Annotated in this window: 18 protein-coding genes; 14 read left to right on the top strand and 4 right to left on the bottom strand. The window is 64.9% G+C overall.

Annotation, left to right across the window (positions count from 1 at the left end):
- Nucleotides 1–15 precede the first annotated feature (15 nt).
- Complete coding sequence (locus KF857_04800) at nucleotides 16–1,065, bottom strand: hypothetical protein (GenBank protein MBX3111308.1); 1,050 nt, start codon at nucleotides 1,063–1,065, stop codon at nucleotides 16–18.
- Between the two features lie 142 nt (nucleotides 1,066–1,207).
- On the opposite strand from KF857_04800, the gene KF857_04795 reads away from it, so the two are divergent.
- The 11 genes from KF857_04795 (at nucleotide 1,208) to KF857_04745 (ending at nucleotide 13,089) form a co-directional block, all read left to right on the top strand.
- Nucleotides 1,208–2,491, top strand: coding sequence for a cation:proton antiporter (locus tag KF857_04795; GenBank protein MBX3111307.1), 1,284 nt, complete (start codon nucleotides 1,208–1,210; stop codon nucleotides 2,489–2,491).
- Between the two features lie 52 nt (nucleotides 2,492–2,543).
- Nucleotides 2,544–3,554, top strand: a complete 1,011-nt coding sequence (gap, locus tag KF857_04790; GenBank protein MBX3111306.1) for a type I glyceraldehyde-3-phosphate dehydrogenase — start codon at nucleotides 2,544–2,546, stop codon at nucleotides 3,552–3,554.
- A gap of 94 nt (nucleotides 3,555–3,648) precedes the next feature.
- Nucleotides 3,649–4,116 (top strand): hypothetical protein, encoded by a 468-nt coding sequence (locus KF857_04785; GenBank protein ID MBX3111305.1) that lies wholly within the window; start codon nucleotides 3,649–3,651, stop codon nucleotides 4,114–4,116.
- Between the two features lie 54 nt (nucleotides 4,117–4,170).
- On the top strand, nucleotides 4,171–4,590 hold the full coding sequence (fliS, locus tag KF857_04780; GenBank protein ID MBX3111304.1) for a flagellar export chaperone FliS: 420 nt from the start codon (nucleotides 4,171–4,173) through the stop codon (nucleotides 4,588–4,590).
- A complete protein-coding gene (locus KF857_04775; GenBank protein ID MBX3111303.1) occupies nucleotides 4,580–4,918 on the top strand; it encodes a hypothetical protein in 339 nt (112 codons plus the stop codon). Before fliS ends, KF857_04775 begins: the two co-directional genes overlap by 11 nt.
- Nucleotides 4,919–5,026: 108 nt before the next feature.
- Entirely contained in the window at nucleotides 5,027–6,061 is a 1,035-nt protein-coding gene (prfB, locus tag KF857_04770; protein MBX3111302.1) for a peptide chain release factor 2, read from the top strand.
- A gap of 33 nt (nucleotides 6,062–6,094) precedes the next feature.
- Nucleotides 6,095–7,705: a DUF1573 domain-containing protein gene (locus KF857_04765; protein ID MBX3111301.1), complete on the top strand. Its 1,611-nt coding sequence runs from the start codon at nucleotides 6,095–6,097 to the stop codon at nucleotides 7,703–7,705.
- Nucleotides 7,702–8,898 (top strand): cytochrome c family protein, encoded by a 1,197-nt coding sequence (locus KF857_04760; GenBank protein ID MBX3111300.1) that lies wholly within the window; start codon nucleotides 7,702–7,704, stop codon nucleotides 8,896–8,898. The genes KF857_04765 and KF857_04760 overlap by 4 nt, the downstream gene beginning before the upstream one ends.
- 290 nt (nucleotides 8,899–9,188) lie before the next feature.
- Complete coding sequence (locus tag KF857_04755) at nucleotides 9,189–10,097, top strand: hypothetical protein (GenBank protein ID MBX3111299.1); 909 nt, start codon at nucleotides 9,189–9,191, stop codon at nucleotides 10,095–10,097.
- A 63-nt stretch (nucleotides 10,098–10,160) separates the two neighbouring features.
- Nucleotides 10,161–11,390: a diguanylate cyclase gene (locus KF857_04750; GenBank protein ID MBX3111298.1), complete on the top strand. Its 1,230-nt coding sequence runs from the start codon at nucleotides 10,161–10,163 to the stop codon at nucleotides 11,388–11,390.
- Between the two features lie 43 nt (nucleotides 11,391–11,433).
- Nucleotides 11,434–13,089, top strand: coding sequence for an AAA family ATPase (locus tag KF857_04745; protein MBX3111297.1), 1,656 nt, complete (start codon nucleotides 11,434–11,436; stop codon nucleotides 13,087–13,089).
- A gap of 10 nt (nucleotides 13,090–13,099) precedes the next feature.
- On the opposite strand, the gene KF857_04740 is transcribed toward KF857_04745, so the two are convergent.
- Complete coding sequence (locus KF857_04740; protein MBX3111296.1) at nucleotides 13,100–15,058, bottom strand: hypothetical protein; 1,959 nt, start codon at nucleotides 15,056–15,058, stop codon at nucleotides 13,100–13,102.
- 84 nt (nucleotides 15,059–15,142) lie between these two features.
- Entirely contained in the window at nucleotides 15,143–17,098 is a 1,956-nt protein-coding gene (locus KF857_04735; protein ID MBX3111295.1) for a hypothetical protein, read from the bottom strand.
- 126 nt (nucleotides 17,099–17,224) lie between these two features.
- Between KF857_04735 and KF857_04730 the strand changes: the two genes are divergently transcribed.
- Complete coding sequence (locus KF857_04730) at nucleotides 17,225–17,545, top strand: hypothetical protein (protein ID MBX3111294.1); 321 nt, start codon at nucleotides 17,225–17,227, stop codon at nucleotides 17,543–17,545.
- 88 nt (nucleotides 17,546–17,633) lie between these two features.
- Entirely contained in the window at nucleotides 17,634–20,720 is a 3,087-nt protein-coding gene (locus tag KF857_04725) for a preprotein translocase subunit SecA (GenBank protein MBX3111293.1), read from the top strand.
- Between the two features lie 13 nt (nucleotides 20,721–20,733).
- Here KF857_04725 and KF857_04720 read toward each other — a convergent pair whose 3' ends face one another.
- The gene (locus tag KF857_04720) at nucleotides 20,734–21,339 is read right to left on the bottom strand and encodes a riboflavin synthase (GenBank protein ID MBX3111292.1); all 606 of its coding nucleotides are present in this window, start codon (nucleotides 21,337–21,339) and stop codon (nucleotides 20,734–20,736) included.
- A gap of 121 nt (nucleotides 21,340–21,460) precedes the next feature.
- Between KF857_04720 and rpoN the strand changes: the two genes are divergently transcribed.
- Nucleotides 21,461–22,843, top strand: a complete 1,383-nt coding sequence (gene rpoN, locus KF857_04715) for an RNA polymerase factor sigma-54 (protein ID MBX3111291.1) — start codon at nucleotides 21,461–21,463, stop codon at nucleotides 22,841–22,843.
- Nucleotides 22,844–22,849: the final 6 nt, after the last annotated feature.

Genomic DNA, 22,849 nt, shown 5'->3' with positions numbered 1-22,849 from the left:
CCCGAAGCAGGCCGGTCACCCGCTCGTCACCGGCCCCATCTGGACGACTTCGAAGTTCGAGCCCTGCACCGTTTTCAGCGTGTTCAGTTGCTCGTCGTCCCAACGGGAGTCCGGCGCGCCGGACACGTACCAGTCCGAACCGTTGTCGGCGACGATCATCCCGTACTTCTTCATGGCCCGGAGCACGACCTGCGCCTGGGGCGGGAAGGTCGAGATGTCAAAGGACGCCTTGAGCCGCACCCGCATCCCCATTGGCGGGCGGTCCGGGTCGGTGTTGCTGCTCGCCCAATGGCGGGCCGGCGCGACGTAGGCGCGACGGGTCGTCGCCACGGTGAACCGCAAGGCGTGGTTGATCTCACCTGCCGAGACCTCGTCGTAGCGCACCAGCCCAGGAAAGACCGGCAGGCCCGCCGCATCGGCGCTCGTCCACCCGGCCGGGCGGGTCGTGCCCGTGGTCAGGTTGAACTTGGCCCCGGAACCGCAGTGCCAGGACGCGCCCCCACCCTGCGGGTGGCTGTCCCATGTTTCGTAGAGCGTCCAGTTGTCGCGGTCGATCACGAGGACATGGCGGTCGCCGTCGCTGGCCGCCCCGCCTTCGATAGGCGCGTCGGCCGGGAACGGGTACGGGCCAGGGTCACTCTCGTCGGCGTAGTCGAAGCTCATCGGCACCTTGGCCTGGCTTCCCGCGACGACGATGTAAGGGATGCCGAACGGGCCGCCGTTCCAATTCGCCCCGAAGTCCGGGTGCAAGCCTTTGGTGAGCCCGATCGACGCGATGAGGTTGGCGCTGTTGCGGTCCACCGGCATCGTGTCGACCGGGGTGTTCCAGGGGTCGTCGGCAGGCAGTACCCGTTTGCCCCGTAAGTTGGCGTTCGGCCCGAGGTCCGGAGTGCCGGGCGTGCCTCCGGTCGTGCCCGTCGTGCCGCCTCCCGTCGAGCTGCCGCCCGTCGTCCCTCCCGAGGTCGACCCTGTCGAACCAGAAGTGCTTGCCGCCGTACCGCCGCCACCCCCGCCGCAACCGACGACGACCACCATGGCCGCAAGCAGGGCGGCGAGCGCTTTCATGTAATTCTTGTTCCGCATTGCAAGTTGGCGTATCATGCGATTTCGACTGGTCTCGGCGTGGCCTGACAATGGTCAGGACGAGGGACGAGGCGAATCCAGTGTGCTTTCTGACGGTTCAAGGCACGTCTAGGGGCGGTTTGGCATGAACGACCTTCAGCTCGGTATCCACGTCTTCTTGCAGATTGCGATCATCCTGGCGGTGTGCCGCCTCATCGGTTGGCTCGGGCGCCGGTTCCTGGGCCAGACGCAGGTGGTCGGCGAGATGATCGCGGGCGTGTGCCTCGGCCCGTCGCTCCTGGGCGCGGTCGCCCCTCAACTGTCGGACGCGCTCTTCCCGCTCACTTTGCCCGGTGGAGGGCGGCATCCGACCATCCAAGTCGTCTACGCGATCAGCCAGGTCGGCCTGTCGCTGTACATGTTCCTCGTCGGCGTCGACTTGGACATCAACCTCCTCCGGTCGAGGGCCAAGGGCGCCCTCGCCGTTTCAGCAAGCGGCATCGTCGTCCCGTTCATCCTCGGCATCGGACTGGTCCACCTGGTCTATCCCCGGTTCGGCCTCTTTGAGCCGCACGTCGGAGTCGACCAAGCGGCGCTCTACATGGGCGCGGCCATGTGCATCACCGCGTTCCCGATGCTCGCCCGGATCATCCGTGAGAAAGGCATCTCCGGCACGTCCATGGGGACGCTCGCCCTGTCGGCGGGGGCGATGGACGACGTCGTGGCGTGGGTCGGACTCGCCGTCGTCGTCGCCAGCACGAAATCCAACCCGTCGTACGCCTGGTTGGCCATCGGCGGCGGCATCCTGTACGCCATCTTCATGCTGACGGTCGGCAAGGCCCTGTTCAGAAAGGTCGCCCAAGCCGTCGAAAAGGCCAATGAGATGAGCGCGGACGCCTTCGCGGTCGTCCTCATCGTCGTGATGCTGGGGTCGTGGTTCACCGACCTTGTCGGCGTCTACGCCGTCTTTGGCGCGTTCATTTGCGGCACGGCCATCCCCAAAGGTGCGCTGGCAGAAGGCCTCAAGGAGAAAATCGAGCCGTTCGTGGTCTCGTTCATGCTCCCGCTCTTCTTTGTCTTCAGCGGCCTCAACACCAAGATGGGCCTGATCGACTCGCCAGAGCTTTGGACGTTCGCCCTGGCCGCCCTGGGCGTCGCGGTGTTCGGGAAAGGTGTCTCCTGCACCCTTGCCGCGCGGGCCAACAAGGAACCGTGGCGCGAAAGCTTCGCCATCGGCACCCTGATGAACTCGCGCGGCCTGATGGAGTTGATCATCCTCAACATCGGCTTGCAACAAGGGGTCATCACCCAGCGGCTGTACACGGTCTTGGTCCTGATGGCCGTCATCACGACCCTCATGGCCTCACCGCTCTACAGTTGGATCATGGAGAAGAAGCGGCCCGGGGTCCCCGCCGGAGAGCCCGCCTGACCAGTCCCCCGGTGCCTCGCACCGGTAGACTGGCCGGGTCACGAGGCATTCAATGGCAAGGATCGGCATCAACGGTTTTGGACGGATCGGGCGGCTCAGCCTACGCACCCTGCTGACCCACTACAAGGGAAAGCATGACGTCGTCGCGATCAACGACTTGACCGACACAAAGACAAACGCCCACCTCTTCAAGTACGACACGACCTACGGGCCCTGGGCGGGGGGCGTGGAGTCCGCAGAAGGGTCGATCACGGTGGACGGCGACAAGTTCAAAGTCTTTGCCGAGACCGACCCCGCGAAAATCCCGTGGGGCGACCTGGGGTGTGACATCGTCATCGAGTCCACCGGCCGCTTCACCGACGCCAACGCGGCCCGGGCCCACATCACCTCGGGCGGCGCGAAGAAGGTCGTCATCAGCGCACCGGCCAAGAACGAGGACGTCACCATCGTCCTGGGCGTGAACGACGGCATGTACGACGCGGCCAAACACAGCGTCATCAGCAACGCGAGTTGCACCACGAACGGCCTCGCTCCGGTCGCTAAGGTGCTGCACGAAAAGTTCGGGATTGAGAAGGGGCTGCTGACCACTGTCCACGCCTACACGAACAGCCAGCGCACGGTGGACACCGCCGCCAAGGACTTGCGCGACGCCCGCGCCGCCGCCGAGAACGTCGTGCCAAGCAGCACCGGCGCCGCCAAGGCCGTCGGCCTCGTCATCCCCGAGCTCAAGGGCAAGTTCACCGGCATGGCGTTCCGGGTGCCTGTGCCGACCGTCTCGGTCGTCGACTTCACCGCCCACCTGGGACGCGCGGCGAGCGCGGACGAGATCAACGCGGCGATGAAGGAGTTCGCCGACGGCCCGATGAAGGGGATCCTCCTTTACAGCGACGAGCCGTTGGTCAGCAGCGACCTGAAGGGCAACCCCCACAGTTCGGTCTTCTCGGCGGTGGACACGATCGTCCTCGACGACATGTGCAAGATCGTCGCCTGGTACGACAACGAATGGGGTTACAGCTGCCGCATCGCCGACATCTGCGACTTCATCGCCGCCAAGGGCTTCTGACCCCGACGACCGGCCCCCTGCTCTTCGAGGGGGCCGGTCCGCACACATCTTCGGCGACAACGCCCGTGTCGTCGCGTATCCTATCGGGGCGGCCATGCCATTTGAACCGCTTCAGACCGACGAAAAGATCGAAGGGGGGTATCCCCGACGCAAACGCGACCTTGAGACGCAGTTGCTGGGCGGTTGCATGGTCGTCCTGGTCGGGAGCCTCATCACCTACGCCATGGTCGTCTGGCCCTGGTTCGTCTTCAAGGAGTACGCCGTCTCGGGGTTGGGTCAGATGGCCGTCTTTGGCGGTGTCCCGGCCACCGTCTTTGGCGTCGTCGTCATCCGCAAGCTTGAGGCCGCCGGCTTGGCCGCCTTCATGGGCGGAGCGATGGCCGCCGGGGTGTTTGTCTTTCTGCGCCTCCAACAATCGAACCTGGGGCGCTATGCCCAAGACCTCCCGATGCCGGAGTACCCGGAACGCTGGGTCGTGATGGTCCCCCTCGGCTGGCTGGCCTGGATCATTCTCGTCGGGTTGGCCACCTATCCGCGCCGCCCCGAACAGCCATCAAGTTAGGCCCGGCTCGGGCCGACAATCTCCTTGGGCCACCAGCCCCCAAGGACCGACCGAGTGACGTACGGCAAGTCGATCGACCAATACCGCAAGGCTGCGGTGACCAGCGCCTCCCCCCTCCAACTCGTCGTGATGCTCTATGACGGCGCCCTCCGCTTCATGGAGGCCGGCAAGCACGCCATGGAGACCGGTGACCTCTACAAACAGAACGAAAACCTTCAACGCGCGCAAAAGATTGTCGCCGAACTGACCGGTACCCTCGACTTGGAGAAGGGGGGCGAAATCGCCCAAAACCTCGCCGCGCTCTACTCCTTCGTCTACGACCGTCTGGTCCAGGCCAACGTCACCGACCAGTCGAGCTATATCGACCAAGCAATCAAGGTGATGAGCGACCTGCGCGAGGGTTGGTCACGGCTGACCGCCCAAGACAAGGCGCCCCAACTGCTGACCGTCGGGGAGGGGCAAAGTGCCGCTTGAGACCAGCCAACTGAAGTGCGCCGAAAAGGTGCTTGTGCTCACCCACGCCCTCCTCGCCGCGGCCCGGCGGGGCGACTGGGACGATTTCGCCGAGACACTGCGTGCCCGGGAATCGGCGATCTTGAGCCTGGCCAGCGCGCCACTTGACCGGGAGTCGGCTGCGGTCTTGGAAGCCGCGCGGTCCTGCGAGCGGGCCGTCGAACAGGCGATCGCCGAAGCCCAGGGCGACCTCGTCGGAGAGATGGCGGCCGCCTACCGCGACCGGCGCGGCCTGGCCCGCTACGCCGCCTCGGGTCGCCAAGGCGGACTGTTGGACAGCCGCGGCTGAGCCCGCCGGGTACAACCAGCCCCATGTTGACCATGGAGCAGCATCAAGCGCTGTCCGAGGCGAAGGCCCGCCTGGACGCTATCAGGGGGCATCTTTGACCTGCCCCGCTTGGAATCCCAGCTTCAAAAACTAGAAGAAAGGCAAGCAGAGCCTGGGTTTTGGGACGATCCTTCGGCCGCACAGAAGGAACTCCAAAAGGCAGCCCGGCTCCGAGACATGATCAACCCCTTCAAGGCCCTCGCCAAGAGGGAGGGGGAGGTTCGTGACAACTACGAGCTTCTCGCCGGCGAAGAGGACCCCGAACTGGAGGCCCTCGCCGACAAAGACGCCCTGCAGTTCATCAAAGACTTGGACGCCTACGAGCTCCAGACTCTGCTGAGCGGCGAGCACGACGGCAACAACGCCTTGGTCGAGATCAGTGCCGGAGCCGGAGGCAGCGAGGCCTGTGACTGGGCCGAGATGGTCTTCCGGATGTATTCGCGCTGGGCCCAGACCAAGGGCTACAAGATCGAAGTCGTCAGCGAGACCCCGGGCGACGTGACCGGCTACCGCAACGTCAGCTTCGAGGTCACCGGCGCGAACGCCTACGGCTACCTGAAGTGTGAGGGCGGTGTCCACCGCCTCGTCCGCATTTCGCCCTATGACGCCGCCGCACGCCGCCACACGTCGTTCGTCCGCGTCGAAGTCCTGCCCGAAGTCGAGGAAGCCGAGTTCCAGATCGACATGTCCGAAGTCAAGGAGGAGACTCTCCGCGCCGGAGGGGCTGGCGGACAGCACGTCAACAAGACCGAGAGTGCGGTGCGCATGACGCACATCCCGACCGGCATCGTCGTCTTCGCCCAGAGCGAACGGAGCCAGCACAAGAACCGCGCGGCCGCGTTGAAGGTGCTCACGTCGCGCCTCGCCGCCCTGCAACAGACCGAGGACGCGGCCAAGCTGAAGGCCCTGAAGGGCGACATCGGCCCCGCGGAGTGGGGCCGCCAGATCCGGAGCTACGTCATGCAACCGTACACGATGGTGAAGGACCACCGGACCGGCCACGAGACGGGGAATGTCCTGGCGGTGATGGACGGTGACATCGACGGCTTCATCGAGGCGTTCCTTAAGAGGCCGCCGGCATCAGAAGACGACTATGTCGAGTAATCCGGGCCCCTTGGGCCCGTCTACGGAGTGATGATGCTGACCGCCTTTGTCCTCGCCTGCGCGCTGAACCGGATCGGCCAGCAGCCGATGCCGGTGGTCCCCGCCGGTGCCGACCGGACGTTCCAGGCGACGGTCCAGAAGGTTGTCGACGCCACCAACGCCAAAGACTGGGAGAAGGCGGCCCGCCTGGCGGACAGGCTGCCTGAGGACAAGGTCGCGATCCAACTTGACTTCGCCGGTGTCCCCGAAATCCGTCGGCCCGGCTTCCGGGCCGCCGTCCAGAAGGCCGTCGAGGTGTGGAAGGCCGCCCTGCCTCACTTCACCGTGACCGTGGCGGAGAAGGGTCAGATCAAGATCGGCTTCGTCGACAAGCTTCCGCCTGACGAGACCACCAAACTCCCCAAGGGTCTCGTGTCGTTTGTCAGCGACGACCCGGCCGACCCACGGGTGGAGGGCGTCGTCGCTCTGCACCGGGTGAACGACACGACCTCGATCGACGACATCCACGTCCAGAACGAGACCGTGTTCCTCATCGGCCAGTACCTGGGGCTTGGCCAACTGCCACCCGGCACGTCGGCTATGGCCCGGGCTGACACCATCGCGAACTACCCGCATGCGGTCAACGGTGCCGAGAAGGGCGCCGCGGTCGGCGACCTTGAACTCGCCGCGTTCCTGCGCAAAGCGGTCAAGGACCGGAAGCAGGTGTACGCCGGCAAAGCCCATACCCGCGTCAATCCCACCGTCGTTGACTTTGGCGAGGTGACCCAGGGGCAACCGGCGTACGGAGTCTTCGAGGTCACGAACCTGGGTGACGGGCGGAGCGCCCTCCAAGTGGTCCCTGACTGCAGTTGCTTCTCCATCCGCGCGACCAGCATCCTTTCACCGGGCGAAAACACCCGGGTCACCTTCGGGGCCGACACGACGATGTTCCCCGGCCCGTTCCACAAGCAGCTCTATGTCACCACCAGTGACCCCGACCGGCCGATGACGATCGTCGAGGTCAAAGGCAACGTCAAGCCGGCCTACCGGTTCCTGCGCGACAAGGGCCGGGGCCTGGTCTACATGGAAGACGACAGCGGCAAGGCGACCTATTATCTGGCCCTCGCCAAAGGCGTGGACCTCAAAGTCAAGCGGGTCTATGTCCAGGGTCTCAACGCCGCCGTGGCCTTCGAACCCTGGTCGGGCAAGATGGCCGACCCCGAACTCGGCGGCCCCACCGAGGACCGACACGGCTACAAGATCGACCTCCTGATCAGCCCAGGGTCGGTCACCGGTCGCATGCTGGCGACCCTTGTCGTCGAAACCGACGACAAGGTGTGGCATCACCTCTACCACGCTTTCAACGTCCAGCGCGGCATCGCCGCCGACCCGGGCCAGCTCTACCTGGGACTCATCGACAAGGCACCGCGGCGCTACGCCGTCTTTGTCACACGACCTGGCCGCCCCTTCACCGTCAAGGGCGCCAGCGTTGACAACGACCACCTGAAGGTGTGGCCGGAGAGGGTGTCCAGCGACACCTGGCGGGTCGTCGCCGAGTTTGACGGCAAGGCCCTGACCGGTAGCTTGAGCGGCACGATCAAGATCCGCACGGACGACAACGCCCAGCCACTCATCGAGGTCCCCGTGGCGGCCGAGGTGCGGTGAAACTCCTTCTTTGGCTCGTCGCGGCTTTGGCGGTGGGTTGCGGCGTCGCCGCGCCACGACCCGCCGACACCTGGACGGTCGTCATCATGGGCGACACCCAGGGCTACCTGTCCCCATGTGGCTGCACCTCGCCCATGACGGGAGGAATCGTGCGCCGGGCCCAGGCGTTGGACGGGCTTGACCCCGCCCGGTCGCTCGTGCTGGACATGGGTCGGCTCTCGGGCGGGCTGACCCGCCAAGACCAACTCAAGGCCGAGGCCCTCGCTGAATCGATGGCCTACTACCGCGTCGACGCCGCGCTCTTGTCCGAGGAAGACCTGAGAAGCGGCCCCGGGTTCGCCGGGAACCTGGCGGCCCTCGGCAAGTTCCGCTGGATCGGGCGGGTCTTCACCGGCCCGGGCATGGAGATCCTGACCGACATGGCGAAGGGCCCCTTCGGCGTCACGGTGGACGACCCGAGCCAGCCGGTGGCGGTCCAGCCAGGCACCAACATCGTCCTCACCACCGGGGGGCAAGACCGGGCCAGGAAGCTCGCCACCGAGCACCCGTCCCTCCGATTGGTCGCCTACCGCAGTTCTTCGTTGACGACCAAGCCGGTCAAGGTCGGCCAGACCCTGCTCGTCAGTTGCGGCGAGCGGGGAAAGGCGCTGGTGCGGGCCGAGTGGTCCGGTGGGTCGTTCAAGTCGGCGACGGGGATTGAGTTAGGGCCTGGCTTCGACGTCTCCCGACCCAGCCCAGCCGCCCAGGAAGTCGCCGGTGTGTTTCGGCGCTACCTCAAGCGTGTGGAGGGTGAGAAGCTGGTCGAAGCCCTGCCCCGCACAGACTCCGCCTCGTACGCCGGCTCGGCCGCATGCGCCCCCTGTCACGCGGCCGCCGACGCGGCCTGGCGTAAGTCGGGCCACGCCCACGCCCTGAAGACACTGGAAGACAAGGGCCAAGGGCGGGACCCCGAGTGCCTTCCCTGCCATGTCGTCGGCCTGGACAGCAAAGTCGGCTTCCGTGACCGGGTGACGACGCCAGGCCTTGCCGACGTCGGCTGCGAGTCTTGCCATGGCCCACTGCAAAAACACGCCACCGCCCCGGCAACGGAAAAACCAGCCCGGGTCGGCCCAGACACGTGCGCCAAATGCCACAACCTGGAACACAGCCCGGGGTTCGACTTCGCGAAGGCCTGGCCGAAGATCGCCCACTGAAGGAGTTCACCGGCCGGTGTGGATAAGCGGTTGAAAGATCGGCAATCTTCCTGACCTTCGCGACCCAGCTTGAATATAGGCTTGCAAGACACGTTTACTACAGGTTCTAGCCTTGTACTTGTCGTTATTTTTGCATGCCCGGTCTTGAACCGTCCGCGTCCGGACCGGGACAATGAGGTTCCCAGTCCGTTGGGACGAGACTCCTCGAAATGGCCGGAACCGCATTGCGTCCACCTTCATGTGCACAGCCTTTGGGCGGCAGAGTTGACGCTACCGGCACCAATCCTGTCGTGACTTTGGCGTGCAACCAAGGGGCGGTCGAGTTGGCCAGGGAGTTTTCCACCGACCCTTCGCGCCATATCGTCATCGTCGGTCCCTCAGGCTGGGGCAAGACGACCCTGCTGGAGGCGACGGCCCGCGCACTCTGCGAAACCACGGGGCGAGGTGTCTTTGTCGTCCCGGCGACCCGCTGGGTGGAGAGCAAGGCCCTCGTCGGAGACATCGGCCCGGTCGTCGTCGACGACGCCCAGGACGCGACGAAGAACCCGCGGTCGACCCACAAGTTGCGGCAAGCCCTGGAAAGCCGGCTCCGGTTGCACCGTCCGACACTGCTCAGCTTTACGGTCGCCCCTGGGCACCGGATGCGGCCGCCGCTCTGGCTGGCGTCCCGCGAATGGACGGTCGGCACCATGGGTGAACCGGAGGGACCCGAACGCGAAGCGGTGGTCCGGTCCCTGGCCCGGGCCGAAGGTGTCCTCCTAGGCCCGGCCGTCGTCCGGCTCATCGCCCGCCACCTCCGCGGCAACGGCCGGTCGGTCCGCGGCGCCCTCCAGCGCCTTACCCTGGTCAAGCACAACTGGACCGGGGTCGAAGACGCGTGCCGGGCGTGCGGCGTCCTGATGCCCTATTTGATCGGGGAAAACGGTTGGGACCCCCGCGACGAGGTGCATGACGCGGTGAGCCAGACGCTTGCCGACTGGGGTAGGCCCACAAAGAGAAGCGTCAGCGACGTCTGCGCGTATATCCTCTTACACGAGGTCGGCCTCTCCGAACGCGAGGTCGCCAGCTTCTTGGACGTCCAACCGGCGCGGGCCTTCGCCATGGCCTCTGCCGTCGCCAAGAGGATGGGTGAAGGTCGCCCTTCCGCCTCCGTACAGGCTTGCAAGAATGCCGTTTTTGACCGGTTCTGTGCCGAATGAGACAAAACCCAGTGCCATCCTGGACCGTGCGGGTCGTCAATTCGACCGAGAGGTGACCCAAGAATGCGACGCGTCCGCGACCTAGAGCTGAACCGGCTGTCGGTGTCGTCCGACAGCACGTTCTCGGCCGCGCTCACCCTGATGGCCGGGTCGGGACAGTCTGCGGTCGCCGTCGTCGACGACGGCAAGTTCTTGGGCGTGGTCACGATCGAAGCGGCGATTCTCAGCGATGCCGAGGCCACGGTCAAGGAGGCCATGCAGGGCCGCCGTCTGGACCTCTCGCCTGACCAACCGGTCCGGGACGCGGCGAAGGACTTCGTGGGAAGCCAGAGCGCCGTGGCCGCCGTCTTTGACGGCGACCAGTTCCTCGGTCTCTTGTCCCCTCTCGGCTTGCTGATCGAACTCGGCCGTTCCTGGGACCCCATGACCGGCCTGAGTTGGAGCGACGCTCTGCGGGAATGGGGCGTCAGCCAGCTAGAGGCGGACAACGAGATCACCGTCGTGCTCTTCGATATCGACGACTTTGGCCGGTTCAACAAGAAGCACGGGCACATATTCGGCGACCGGGTCGTCTGCGCCTTGGCCGACCACCTGAAGACCAGCATCGACCCAGAAAGGGACGTCCTTGTCCGTTACGCCGGCGACGAGTTTGTGATCGCGACAAGGCGAAACCGGGCCGACACGGAAGCCTTCGTCCAAGGCCTTCTGCGCAAACCGCTTGTGGTCAAGGGGCTGGACGAAAGGGTGACGTTCTCCCATGGCATCGCGGGAGGCAAGCGCGGTCGGTCGCCCAGTCGCACCGACGAGTCGTCGCACCTCCACGCCCAGTCGACCCTTGACAACCTGATCAACCTGGCCAGCAAGGCGATGACGGAGAACAAGTCCGTTAAGAAGGGGGCCGTGACGAAGGGCTTCCCCGAGGGGTTGCGGGTCATGGTCGAGTCGACCGAGCCGGCGGTGGCGACGGTCGAGGCGGTGCGGGACGGTACGACCGGGGTCGGCACCGCGTTCAAGGGCCGCGGGCCCATGGCGATGGCGGTCGCCCGCGCCACGGTCGAGGCGGTGGTCGGCGCGTCGGGCGCCCGGGTACGGGTCGACGATGTCTTCTTTCACCTCGACGCCGACGACGCCAAGCACGTCACCGTCGTCGGCCGCTGGGACGATGCGGGGGAGGAACGGTCGCTGGCCGGGACGGTCGGGAGCGAAGGCGACCCCGACCTCTCCGTCGCCCGGGCCACCCTCGCCGCCCTTTCTCCGGTGACCGCGGCCACCGCCAAGGGCAACCGTAACTAGGCCCTGGTGGTCCGGGCCAAACGCTGGCGTAGTATGGAGTGACATGAACTCTCCACTGGGCGACCGCTTGTCGCAACTGATCGCCCGGCTCGAGGAAAAACTTCCGGCCGGAGACGCCAAGGCCGCCAACTTGCTGGCGGCCTTGCGCCAGGAGTTGCAACGGATGGAGGGTGACGCCCGTGAGCACAGGGAGCTCATCTCCCAGTACGAGGAGGCGTACCAAAAGCTGACCCAGCCTGCCAACCGGATCGCCGTCCTCACGCGGCTGATGGACGACGACGAGGTGCAGGTCGTCCTTGGCGACACCGACTACATCACGCTCGTCGACTCCAGCGTCGATCCCGAAACCCTCGAGCCCGGCATCCAGGTGAGGCTCAACGAAGCCTATGTGGTGGTGGGGACAGTCCCCGAAGGGGACACCGGCCCGCTCGTCAACGTCGGCGACGTGCTCGCCGACGGACGGCTCCGGGTGGGAAACGACGCCCCCGGTTCTCCCGGACGGCTCGTCGGCCGGGCCGCCGCCCTCGCCTACCTACCCATCAAGGCAGGCGACGAGGTCCGCCTCGACGCGGCGGGCCGAATGGCGGTCGAGCACTTTGTCAAGCGGGCGGCGCGGGACTACTTTGTCGAAGAGGTTCCCGAGACCCCGTGGTCAAAGGTGGGCGGACAGCACGAGGCGATCCGCATCATTCGCGAGACGATCGAGCACCCGTTGCTCTATCCGGAGATTTATGAGCGGTTTGACAAGAAGCCGGTCAAGGGCATCCTCCTCTACGGGCCGCCCGGCTGCGGCAAGACCCTGATCGGCAAAGCCACGGCCTACAACTTGGCCAAGGACTATAGCCAACGCCTAGGCAAAGACGTGAAGGAATGCTTCCTCCACATCAGCGGCCCTAAGGTGCTGAACATGTGGCTGGGCGAGACCGAGCGCATGGTCCGCGAGATCTTTGCCACCGCCCGAGCCAAGGCGAAGGAGGGGCAGCTTGTCGTCGTTTTCATCGACGAGGCCGAGGCGATCCTCCGCACCCGGTCAAGTGGCCGTTGGCTGAACATCAGCAACACGGTGGTGCCCCAGTTCTGCGCCGAGATGGACGGTCTGGTCGAACTCGAGAACGTGGTGCTCGTCATCACCTCGAACCGCCCCGACTACATCGACCCCGCCATCCTGCGGCCGGAACGCATCGACCGCAAGGTCAAGGTGGTCCGCCCGGACAAGGAGTCAAGTCGTGAGATCCTTTCGATTTATCTTCACGAGCGGCTGCCCATGGATCCGGGACTCGTCAAGGAGCACGGCGGCGAAGAGTGCGCCCGGGCGCACCTCGTGGAAGCCGCCCTGGAGCACCTGTGGCGGGCCAACAAGCACACCGAGTTCCTCAAGATCCAGTTACGCAACGGGACGACGGAGACTCTGCACTGGCGCGACATGGTGAGCGGCGCGTTGCTGAAGTCGATCGTAGACCGAGCCAAGGACGCGGCGATCCGGCGGGCCGTCGCCGACCCGGGCACACCGCACGGGTTGACCCTGGACGACCTGAAAGCTGCCGTCGAAGCGGAGTACCGGGAGAACGAAATCTTTCCGAAGTCCGACGCGGCCGAGGACTGGTTGAAGCTGCTGGACTTCGAGCCCGAAGCGGTGGCCAATGTCCGGCCCGTCAAGGCAGCCAAAGGCGAAGACCTCGCCCGCAAAAGCGTCATCTGACCAGCGGTCGTCAGAAGCTGACCGGGAAGACCGCCTTGAGGACCAGGGTCTTCTTGAACTCGGTGGCGTTGGGGTCGCCGAGGATCACGAAGAACTCGTTGCCGCGCTTGCCGCTCATCCGGTAGCTCAGGTACCAGTTCCAGTCGGAGCCCCGGTTGACCAGACGGCCCCCTAGGGCCTCAAACTTGCCGAGGTCGTAGTTGGCCGAAAAGACGACTTGTCGCTGAAAACCGTCGAACTCGACGAACTGCGTCTGCACAGCAAGCTGGGCGCGTGAGACAGGCCGGTAGTTCACTTGGAGGCCGACTTGCCGGTACGGGACACCCTGAAACCGTCCCCACGCGAACGAGGCACGGGCGTTGCGGTACGTGTTGGACAAAGGATATTGGGTCTGGACCGAGACGAGGTGGTCGTCCGAGTCCTCGAACCGCGACGATGTCAGCTCGTAGCCGACCCCGATGTCGCTGCGGAACAAGATCTCATTTCGGAGGCTGACTTCACGGCGGTAGGCGCGGCCGTCGAAGTGCCAGTAGTTGGCCCCGGACAGACCTACCTCGTACTGGCGGACGGCCCCTCCTTTCGGTTGTCGCTGGACCCCCGCGTTGAAGTTGAACCCGCGGAGGTCCTGTTCCGGCGAAAAACCGAGGGTGGGGTTGAAGTCCGGGGTGACTTGGACGAGTTCAAAGCCGCCGGAGAAGCCACCACTCTCCCTGAACAGGCCGGCATTGACACGGGAGCCAGTCTTGGTCACTTGGTCGTTGGTGCCCTGTACACCCAAGTAGGCGTCCCAGTCCCCCATGCGTTGGTCAAAGAACATATTGAACGCGTCGTTGTCCATGCCCCGGCGGCCCCGGTGGGCGACGCTGAACTCCAGCGTCCGCGAGTTGTCGAAGCGGTGGCTCATCGACCCGGCAAAGGTCATCTCGTTGCCAAAATCGAAGGTCGAGAGGACGGCCATCTGGGTCTTGGCGCCCAGGCGACCGTAGGCGTTGACGCCGATATCGAAGTCGGTGATCCGCTGCGAAGCAAAGATCCTCTGGTCGAACCCGAAGTTGCGGTAGCGGCTGCCCTCCTGGAAGAAGGGACGGGCGTCGTCGGCCAGCCGCTCAAAGTAACTGTGGTCCAGGGAGAGGATGTTATTTTCGATGTTGCGGAAGTCGGGGTTGACCGTGCCGACGACGGTCAGACTGTCACCCACCTCACTCTTCAGGTCCAACCCGCCGTTGGTGATGTGGCGCCCGTTCTCATCGACGCCCGCATAGACATAGGGCAACATCTTGATGGACCGGTCCTTGGCGACATACGGCACGTCAACCCCCGTCCAAGTCGGAAAGTTGCGGAAGTCGCCCTTGGTGACCGTCCACTCGAAGGTGTTGGTCTGGGCGGACTGGTACCACAAGACGTTGAAGGTCAGGTCGTGTTTGCCGGGCGCCGGACGGCTGACCAGAGCCCAGGGGATTCGGGCCTCGACCTGCCAGCCCGTCGCGGTCACCTTGCCGACACAGTCGAACTCACCCAGCCACTCCGTCTTGGCCGCCCGGCCGCCGCTCAGCCGAAGGCTGGTCGCTCCCTGGGGGTTCATGCCGAACCGGTCGGAGTCTTGGCCGGATCGGTTGGCGTCGATGGCGAGAATGAACGTGTCGTTACCGTCCAAGTCGACGTTCTTGCGGTACTCGTCTTTGACAAGCCGGGAAGGGTCCGTGGCGGCCCGGGCGGCAAAGTACACGAACTTCTCGTCATAGGCCAACCAAAACTCGCCCTTGTCCCGGCTCGGGACATAGACGTCCATGTCGAAGAAGTTCTCCCCGTGACCGGCCCCGGGCCACTCGCCATCGCTGAGGACACCGTCGAGGCGCGGGGCGACGGCGACCTTGACGCCCGGCAACTGGGGGACCGGGTCACCTGGTGTGGCCTGGCCAAGCAGGGCCAAGAAGCAGAGTCCACACGCGGACAAAGACAATCGAACCATGGCGGTCACTACGTGTCAGCGCGCGCCAAGGGTTCCGCGCCGCCGACCAGCGGTGCGGGAGACTACCACGCTCCCCGTATGGAGCTAGAAACTCACCGGAACCACCGCTTTGAGAACGAGCGACTTCTTGAAGTGCGTGGCGTTGGGGTCGCCCAAGATCACAAAGAACTCGTTGCCCTTCTTGCCGCTCAGGCGGTACGAGAGGTACCAGTTCCAGTCGGAGTCTTGGAGCACGACCCGCCCGGCGAGGGCGTCAAAGTGGCCAAGGTCATAGTTTGCGGTGAGGACGAACTGCTTTTGGTCAGGGGTGAACGACACCCACTGGGCCCGGGCGTTGAGTTGCATCCGCTTGACGGGCCGGTAATTGACCCCCAATTGGAGCGACCGGAAGGGACGCCCGCCAAAGCGGCCGACCGTCCCGCCGAAACTAAAGCCGCGGTACACGTTGACAATGGGGTGTCCAGCCTGGAACTGGACGTAGTAGTCGTCGGAGCCCTCAAACCGTGAGACGTCGGCGACGACCACACCCGACCAATTCGACCGCAGATCAACGGCAAACTGGTTCTGGACTTCCCAGCGGTAGGGGCTTCCGTCCATGTGAGTGTAGTACTGGGCGTTGACATTGTCGACCACCGAACTGAACGGCCCCGACTTTGGTTGCGCGTTCACGCCGTAACCCCCCGAGACGCCACGGAGGTCGGCTTCGGGGGCGAACCCGAGCCGGGGGAAGAAAGAAGGGGTCACCTGGGAATACTCCAGTGACCAGTTGGAGCCGGGCGACTGGTTGAACGCCCCGGCGGTGAACCGTGAGCCGCTCTGCACCTCGCTGTCGTGGGTGAACATGCCCCCCACGTAGTACTCCGTGTTTCCCGCGCGCCAGTCGTAGAGGGCGTTGACCGCGTCGTTACGGACCTTCCCCATGTCGTCACGGACGTATCCGACGTTCCACAACGAGTATTCGTCGACCCTTTGCTGGAACGCTCCGGCGAAGACCCCTTGGTTGCCGAAGTCGAAGGTGGAGAGGACGCTTAGCTGGGAACGGGACCCCGGCGAGCCATAGAGGTTGACGCCGAAATCGAAGTCATGTACCCGCTGGGGCGTGAAGGTGTTGAACCCAAACCCGAACGTCCGGAACCGAGACCCTTCCTGGAAGAACGGGCGGGCGTCGTCGGCCAGCCTCTCGAAATACGAGTGGTCGAGGTTCAAGATATTGTTCTCGATGTTGCGGAAGTCGGGATTGACCGTGCCGACCAGGGTGAGGGAGTCGCGCACGCTGGTCTTGAAGTCAAGTCCTCCGTTGAAGATGGCCCTTCCGTCGTCATCGACCCCGGCGTAGCCGTAGGGCAGGAGCTTCACCGAGCGGTCCGGCGGTACCAAGGGGATCTCGACCCCGGTCAGCTTGGGAAAGTTCTCGTAGCCGCCCTTCGTGTACTCCCACTCATATCCCCGGCCGTCCGCCGACCGCAGCCACATCATGTTGAAGACGACGTCGGCGGTCTGCGGCTTCGGCCGGTTGATGAGCCGCCACGGCACCCGCGCCTCGACTTGCCAGCCGTCCGCGGTGATCTTGCCCTTGGCGTCAAACTCCCCGAGCCACTCGGTCTTGGCGGCCCGCCCCCCGCTCAACCGGAGATTGGTCGCCCCCTGGGCGTTGACCCGGAAGAGGTCGATGTCCTGGCCCGAAGCGGCCGCGTCGATGGCAAAGAGAAAGCCGTCGTTTCCGGCAAGGGAGACATTCGGCCGGTATTCGTCGGCGACGATCTTCTTGGGGTCGGTGTAGGCACGGCCGGCAAAGTAGATGAACTTGGCGTCGTACATGATCCAGAACTCGGCCCGTTCGGCACATGCCTGTCCCGAGTTCTGGTCGAAGAAACCTTCTCCGTGGGCGGCCCGGGCCCATTCTCCCGGGGCCAAGTCGCCATCGACGACCGGTGGCGTCGCCGTTTTCACCCCGGGCAGGCTCCGCGGGCCCGCCCCCCGGCTCGACACCGCAAACCCTGCCACGGCAGCCAGGGTCAAGACACGTGCACCCCAAAACATCAACGGTGGATACCGGTGGACTTGCACAGACGTTCCACAATTTTTTCGTTTCTTAAATGCCTATGTCGCGCCAGGGACCTTCTGCCGGCGTGGCAGGCTGGCCATAATTCCCACTATCTGCAGCCCATGCTGAACTGGATTCCCGCCCTGTTCCTGTTGCTGATGCACGGCGCGGCCGTCCCCGAGGGGACGGTCCGTGACACGCGTCTGCCTCTGGACGCCGTGGCGATTGTCCAGGCGGCCCAAAGCCGCGCCCATGGGCCGGGCCTCGCCGCGACGTTTCGGCTGATCGTCCGCTACGCCGCGCAGGCGGAAGCGGCGGCGGCCCCGGCCGCCAAGGCCCTGCTCCCGGTGGCGACCCGGCCGACGTCTGGGGTCGACCAGGCTCTGCCTGAAGACGCTTTCATCACCTCGTCCCGGTCTCGGGACGGCCCGTCCCTCGTCTGACCCCCTCTTCATTTGCCGGCTTGCCCGTGCCCAGGATCTTCGGGCGGCGGGCCCGGCACGGACGATTCCAGGCGACGTGACATAACCAATGATCCAATTTCTCCGCAAACTATTCGACACCAGCGACCGCGACATCGCGACGATCATGCCGATCGTCGAGCAGATCAACGCCCTTGAGGACCAGTTCAAGGCGATGGACGACGAGACGATTCGCGAGACGACCCAGAACTTTCGCAAAGCCCTTGACGACGGCGTGAGCCTGGACAAGGTCCTCCCCGAAGTGTTCGCCGCCGTCCGGGAGGCCAGCCGGCGCACCCTGGGCATGCGCCAGTTCGACGTCCAGCTGATCGGCGGCGTGGTGCTCCACCACGGCCGCATCGCCGAGATGCGGACCGGTGAAGGCAAGACGCTCGTCGCGGTGGCCCCCATGGTCCTCAACGCCCTGAGCGGCAAAGGCGCCCACCTCGTCACCGTCAACGACTACCTCGCCCGACGCGACGCGGTCTGGATGGGGCCGATCTACCACTTCCTCGGCCTGAGCGTCGGCGTCGTCCAGGGCCAAGGCGAAGACAGTGACGAGCTCGGGGGTAGCTACGTCTATGACCCAGGCTACGAGCACGAGGACCCGCGGTATATGCACCTTCGCCCGTGCAGCCGCCGGGAATCGTATCTGCAGGACATCACCTACGGCACGAACCACGAGTTCGGATTCGACTACCTGCGCGACAACATGGCCTTCGACATGGAGCAGTTGTCCATGCGGGAGCTGAACTACGCGATCATCGACGAGGTCGACTCGATCCTCGTCGACGAGGCCCGCACCCCCCACATCATCAGCGGCCCCTCGATGGAAGACGTCAGCGTCTACAAGGAGATCGACGCCATCGTCCGCCACATGAAGATCGAAGAGCACTTCACGGCGGACAAGAAGAACCACAGCGCCAGCTTCACGGAAGAGGGCATGGACTACCTGGAACAGGCCCTGGGCATCGACAACATCGCGAACGACCCGCGCATGTTCCACCACGCCGGGGCTGCGATCAAAGCGTACGGACTGTTCGACAAAGACGTCCACTACGTGGTCCGCAACGGCGAGGTCGTCATCGTCGATGAAAACACCGGCCGCCTGATGTTCGGCCGCCGCTTCAGCGACGGCCTGCACCAAGCATTGGAGGCCAAGGAAGGCGTCACCGTCCAACGCGAGAGCCAGACCATCGCGGTCATCACCTTCCAAAACCTCTTCCGCATGTACAACAAGCTGTCGGGCATGACCGGCACGGCGAAGACCGAGGAAGACGAGTTCCGCAAGATCTACGGCCTCGACGTCGTCACCATCCCCACCAACCGGCCCATGCTGCGCGACGACCAAGAGGACGTGGTCTACAAGACCATGGACGCCAAGTTCCGTGGCATCGGCCGCGAACTCCTGCGCCTCTACGCCAAGCAGCAACCCACCCTCGTCGGCACCCGTTCGATCGAGATGACCGAGACGGTCTCTGCCCGGCTTCAACCTGAAGCCCTCCAGAAGCTGATCCTCGCCGACATGCTCCTGGACAAGTACACCAACGAAAAGAGCTTCCCGAAGACGGCCAAGAAGGACGCCGAGGCGGTGTTCGCCACCAGCCTGGACGAGCTCCCCGTGGCCCAGCTGAAGGACACCATGCGGGCCGCAAGCCTGCCGCCCGACCCCTTCGCCGACGAGGTCGCGGAGTGGTTTTTGGCCAAGCACAACCTTCCCACGGGGACGGACCAGGAGAGGTCGGAGAACTTCACCTTCCTGAAGGAGGCCCTCCACCACGGTGTGCCGCACAACGTCCTTAACGCGAAGTACCACGAAAAAGAGGCCCTGATCATCAGCGAGGCGGGCCGCAAGGGCGCGATCACGATCGCGACCAACATGGCCGGCCGCGGCGTCGACATCCTCCTCGGCGGTCGTGTCGAGGACGACATCGTCAAATTGGCCCGCAACCAGGAGTTGGAGGACGGCGGCTTGGCCAGCGAGTACGCCGACACCTTCCTCAGCTTCCGCCGCGGAGGCACCGAACGTGCCGCGCCGCCGCTGCCCCTCGACGACACCGAGCGCCGCGAACGGGCCGAAGAAGTCCGCGCCCTGGGCGGGCTCTACATCCTCGGCACCGAGCGGCACGAGAGCCGTCGCATCGACAACCAGCTCCGTGGCCGGGCCGGCCGCCAAGGCGACCCGGGGGTCAGCCGGTTCTTCGTCTCCCTCGAAGACCAGCTGTGGAAGATCTTTAACGCGAAGATGCTTGAAAACCCGGTCCTCAAGGCATGGCCTGAGCAAGAAGAGGTCCGGGCCAAGTTCATCTCGAACATGATCCTGAAGACTCAGGAGCGGATCGAGAACCACTTCTTCGAGGCCCGCAAGCACGTCCTTGAATACGACGACGTCCTCAACAGCCAGCGCGAGCACATCTACGGTATGCGGCGCGAGATCCTCTTGGGAGAATCAAGCCGCGACGAGCTGCGCAAGGGCGTCGTGGAAGTCGTCGGCGAGATCGTCCAGACAGGCTGGTTCCAAGACGAGGAAGGTACCGGCTATGCCAGCGACGAGGTGTACGAAAAGCTCAACAACCTCTTCCCGCTGGTCGACCAAGCCACACTCAGTGAGTTTGAGTCATATGAGCCCGGCGAGCAGTTGCTCACCTACTCCACTGAAGCGGCCCTGAAGGCATACGACCAAAAGGTGGAAGCCTATGGCGAAGACGTCATGGGGCGCCTTGAGCAGCACGTCATGCTCCGCGCCGTCAATGACCGGTGGATGGAGCACCTGCAGATGATCGACTACATCCGCGAGGGCATCGGCCTGCGCGGATACGGTCAGGTCGACCCGTTGGTCGCCTATAAAAAGGAGACCTACGACCTCTTCCAGCACACCCTGAAAGCCATCCGGGACCAGGCGGTGAACATGCTGTTCCAGGCCCAGATCCGCTTCGAGGACCCCGCTCCGACGCCGGAAGAACCCATGGCGATGATGCGCATGGAAGACGACGGCTCTGTCGAGCCGAGTGTCGCCAACGGCACGACGGCCCCCGGGTTTGACATCGACAAGGTCGACTGGAAAGTGGTCGGCCGAAACGACGCCTGCCCCTGCGGCAGCGGCAAGAAGTTCAAGTCTTGCCACTATCCCATCGTCCGGTCGATGGGCATCATTTGACCATTTGGTCGACTTACCGCTCGGTCGCAGATCCGGCCGGGCGGTAAGCCAGCAGGTGTTCGACGTGCTTGGCAAGCACGTCGAACTCAATGTTCACTTTGTCACCTGCCTGGCGTCTGCCAAGGGTCGTGACTTCAAAAGTGTGGGGGACCACGGCGACCCTGAAGACGTCGCCGTCGGGCTCGACGACAGTCAGACTGACCCCGTCGACGCAGACCGAGCCTTTGTCGACCAGGTAGCGCCCGCCGCCTAGGCCCGCGTCAAAGACGAACTCCCACCAGCCTTTCCGGTCCTCGACCGCCAGTACCGTGCCGACCCGGTCCACATGTCCCTGGACGATGTGCCCGCCGAACCGGTCACTTGGCCGCATGGCCCGCTCCAAGTTCACCTCAGCGCCTTTGCCCAACTGGGCAAGGGTGGTGCGTCGAAGGGTCTCCTCGCTTAAGTCGAAAGTGATGCTCCGTCCCGTCGTCGCCGCGGTCAGGCAGACCCCCTGCACCGCCACGCTCTCGCCCAACGCCACCGGGTCGCCGGGCCAAGCGTCGCCGATGTCGACCACGGTCTTGAGGGCAGCAGTCTCGGCCACCCGGCCGACCGCCTGGACGATCCCCGTGAACATGGACCGATTATGCGGCGGCCCGGGCTGGCAGGGTGGGCAAGGCACCCATTCCCAGCGACATTGCCTGTGTACCGGGCCGGACGCATACCGACCATGAATGACGGGGCGGAAGGGAAAGGACGTGGCAAACAGGCTAGGGACAGCGGTCAGGACAGGGTTGCGCACCCAGGTGCGCGTCGATCCCAAGGTCGTCTTGGGCAGCCACCTTCTGGAGGTCAGCCAGATCGAACTGGAGCAGGCGATCGAGGCGGAACTCCAGGAAAACCCGGCCCTCGAACGGATCGACGACTTTGAGGAGCCGGTCACCTTCGACGAGATCGTCTCGTCGATCGCGCCGCGCGACAGGTCTCGGCAGACCGACGACCATGAGCAGGCCAGGTCGGTTCCGCAAGACGCCAGCTACGACCTGGACTGGACGGACCTTGCGGGGACAAACGACTCGCTGCTCGACCACCTGCTCGGGCAGTTGCGCGTCGCCCTGCCGGCCCGGCTGTGGCCGCTCGTCACCTACTTTGTCGGTTCGATCAACGACCGTGGCTACCTGACTTGCACCGTGGAAGAGGCCGCCCTTGACTGCGACGCCCTCCTCGAAGACGCCGAGACAGTCCTGGCCGCCCTCAAGGCCTGCGAACCGGCCGGGGTCGGAGCGGCGGACTTGCGCGAATGCCTGTGGCTCCAGACCCGGGACGCCACGACCGAGGCGGAGAAGTTGGCCCGCGCCATGCTCAAGCGCAACTGGGACGACCTCGTCTCCCGCGACTCACGGGCCGTGATGCGGTGCTATGGCGTCGACCGCGAGACCGTCGACGCCGCCTTCGACGTGATCCTCCGGCTCTCACCCTTCCCGGGCGAAGCCTTTGCCGACGGACACAAGCGGACCCGGCGGGACGATCCCGCCACCGTTCGTCCCGACGTCGTCCTCCGATTTGATCCCACGGGCTGGATCGTCGAGGTGCCCGGTCCGAACGCCCTCAGCCTGCGGCTTGACCCCGCTTACGCCCGGCGGCGCGCCGAGCTAGACGACAAGCCGTGGAGCAACGCAGAGCGCCGCCACGTCTTCGAGTTCTCCCAGCGGGCCGAACAGTTCATCGACGCGATCTCCGACCGTCGCCGCACCCTGGCCCTGATCGGCAAGCACCTGGTCGAGTGCCAGACCGGCTTTGTCCAGACCGGCGAGTACCGGTTCCTCGGCACGCTGACCCGGACGCAGGTCGCCCGCGACCTCGGTCTCCATGAAAGCACGGTCAGCCGGGCGACCAACGGGAAGTTCGTCCAGATCGCCACGGGCGACCTGGTCTCGTTCGACATCTTCTTCAAGCCCGCGTTGCGTGTCCAGAAGCTCATCGAGGAAATCTTGGCCCACGAGAACCCGGACAACCCCCTCAGCGACGACCGCATCTCGCAGATGCTCGCCGAGCGGGGGGTCAAGGTGGCCCGGCGGACCGTCAACAAGTACCGCGACCAGAGCAAGCAGTTGAGCAGCCGCCTTCGCCGTGCCGGCTGACGTCTG

Source organism: Fimbriimonadaceae bacterium (assembly GCA_019638795.1).
GTDB lineage: Bacteria > Armatimonadota > Fimbriimonadia > Fimbriimonadales > Fimbriimonadaceae > JAHBTB01.
This window is presented reverse-complemented; position numbering and strand designations above follow the sequence as displayed.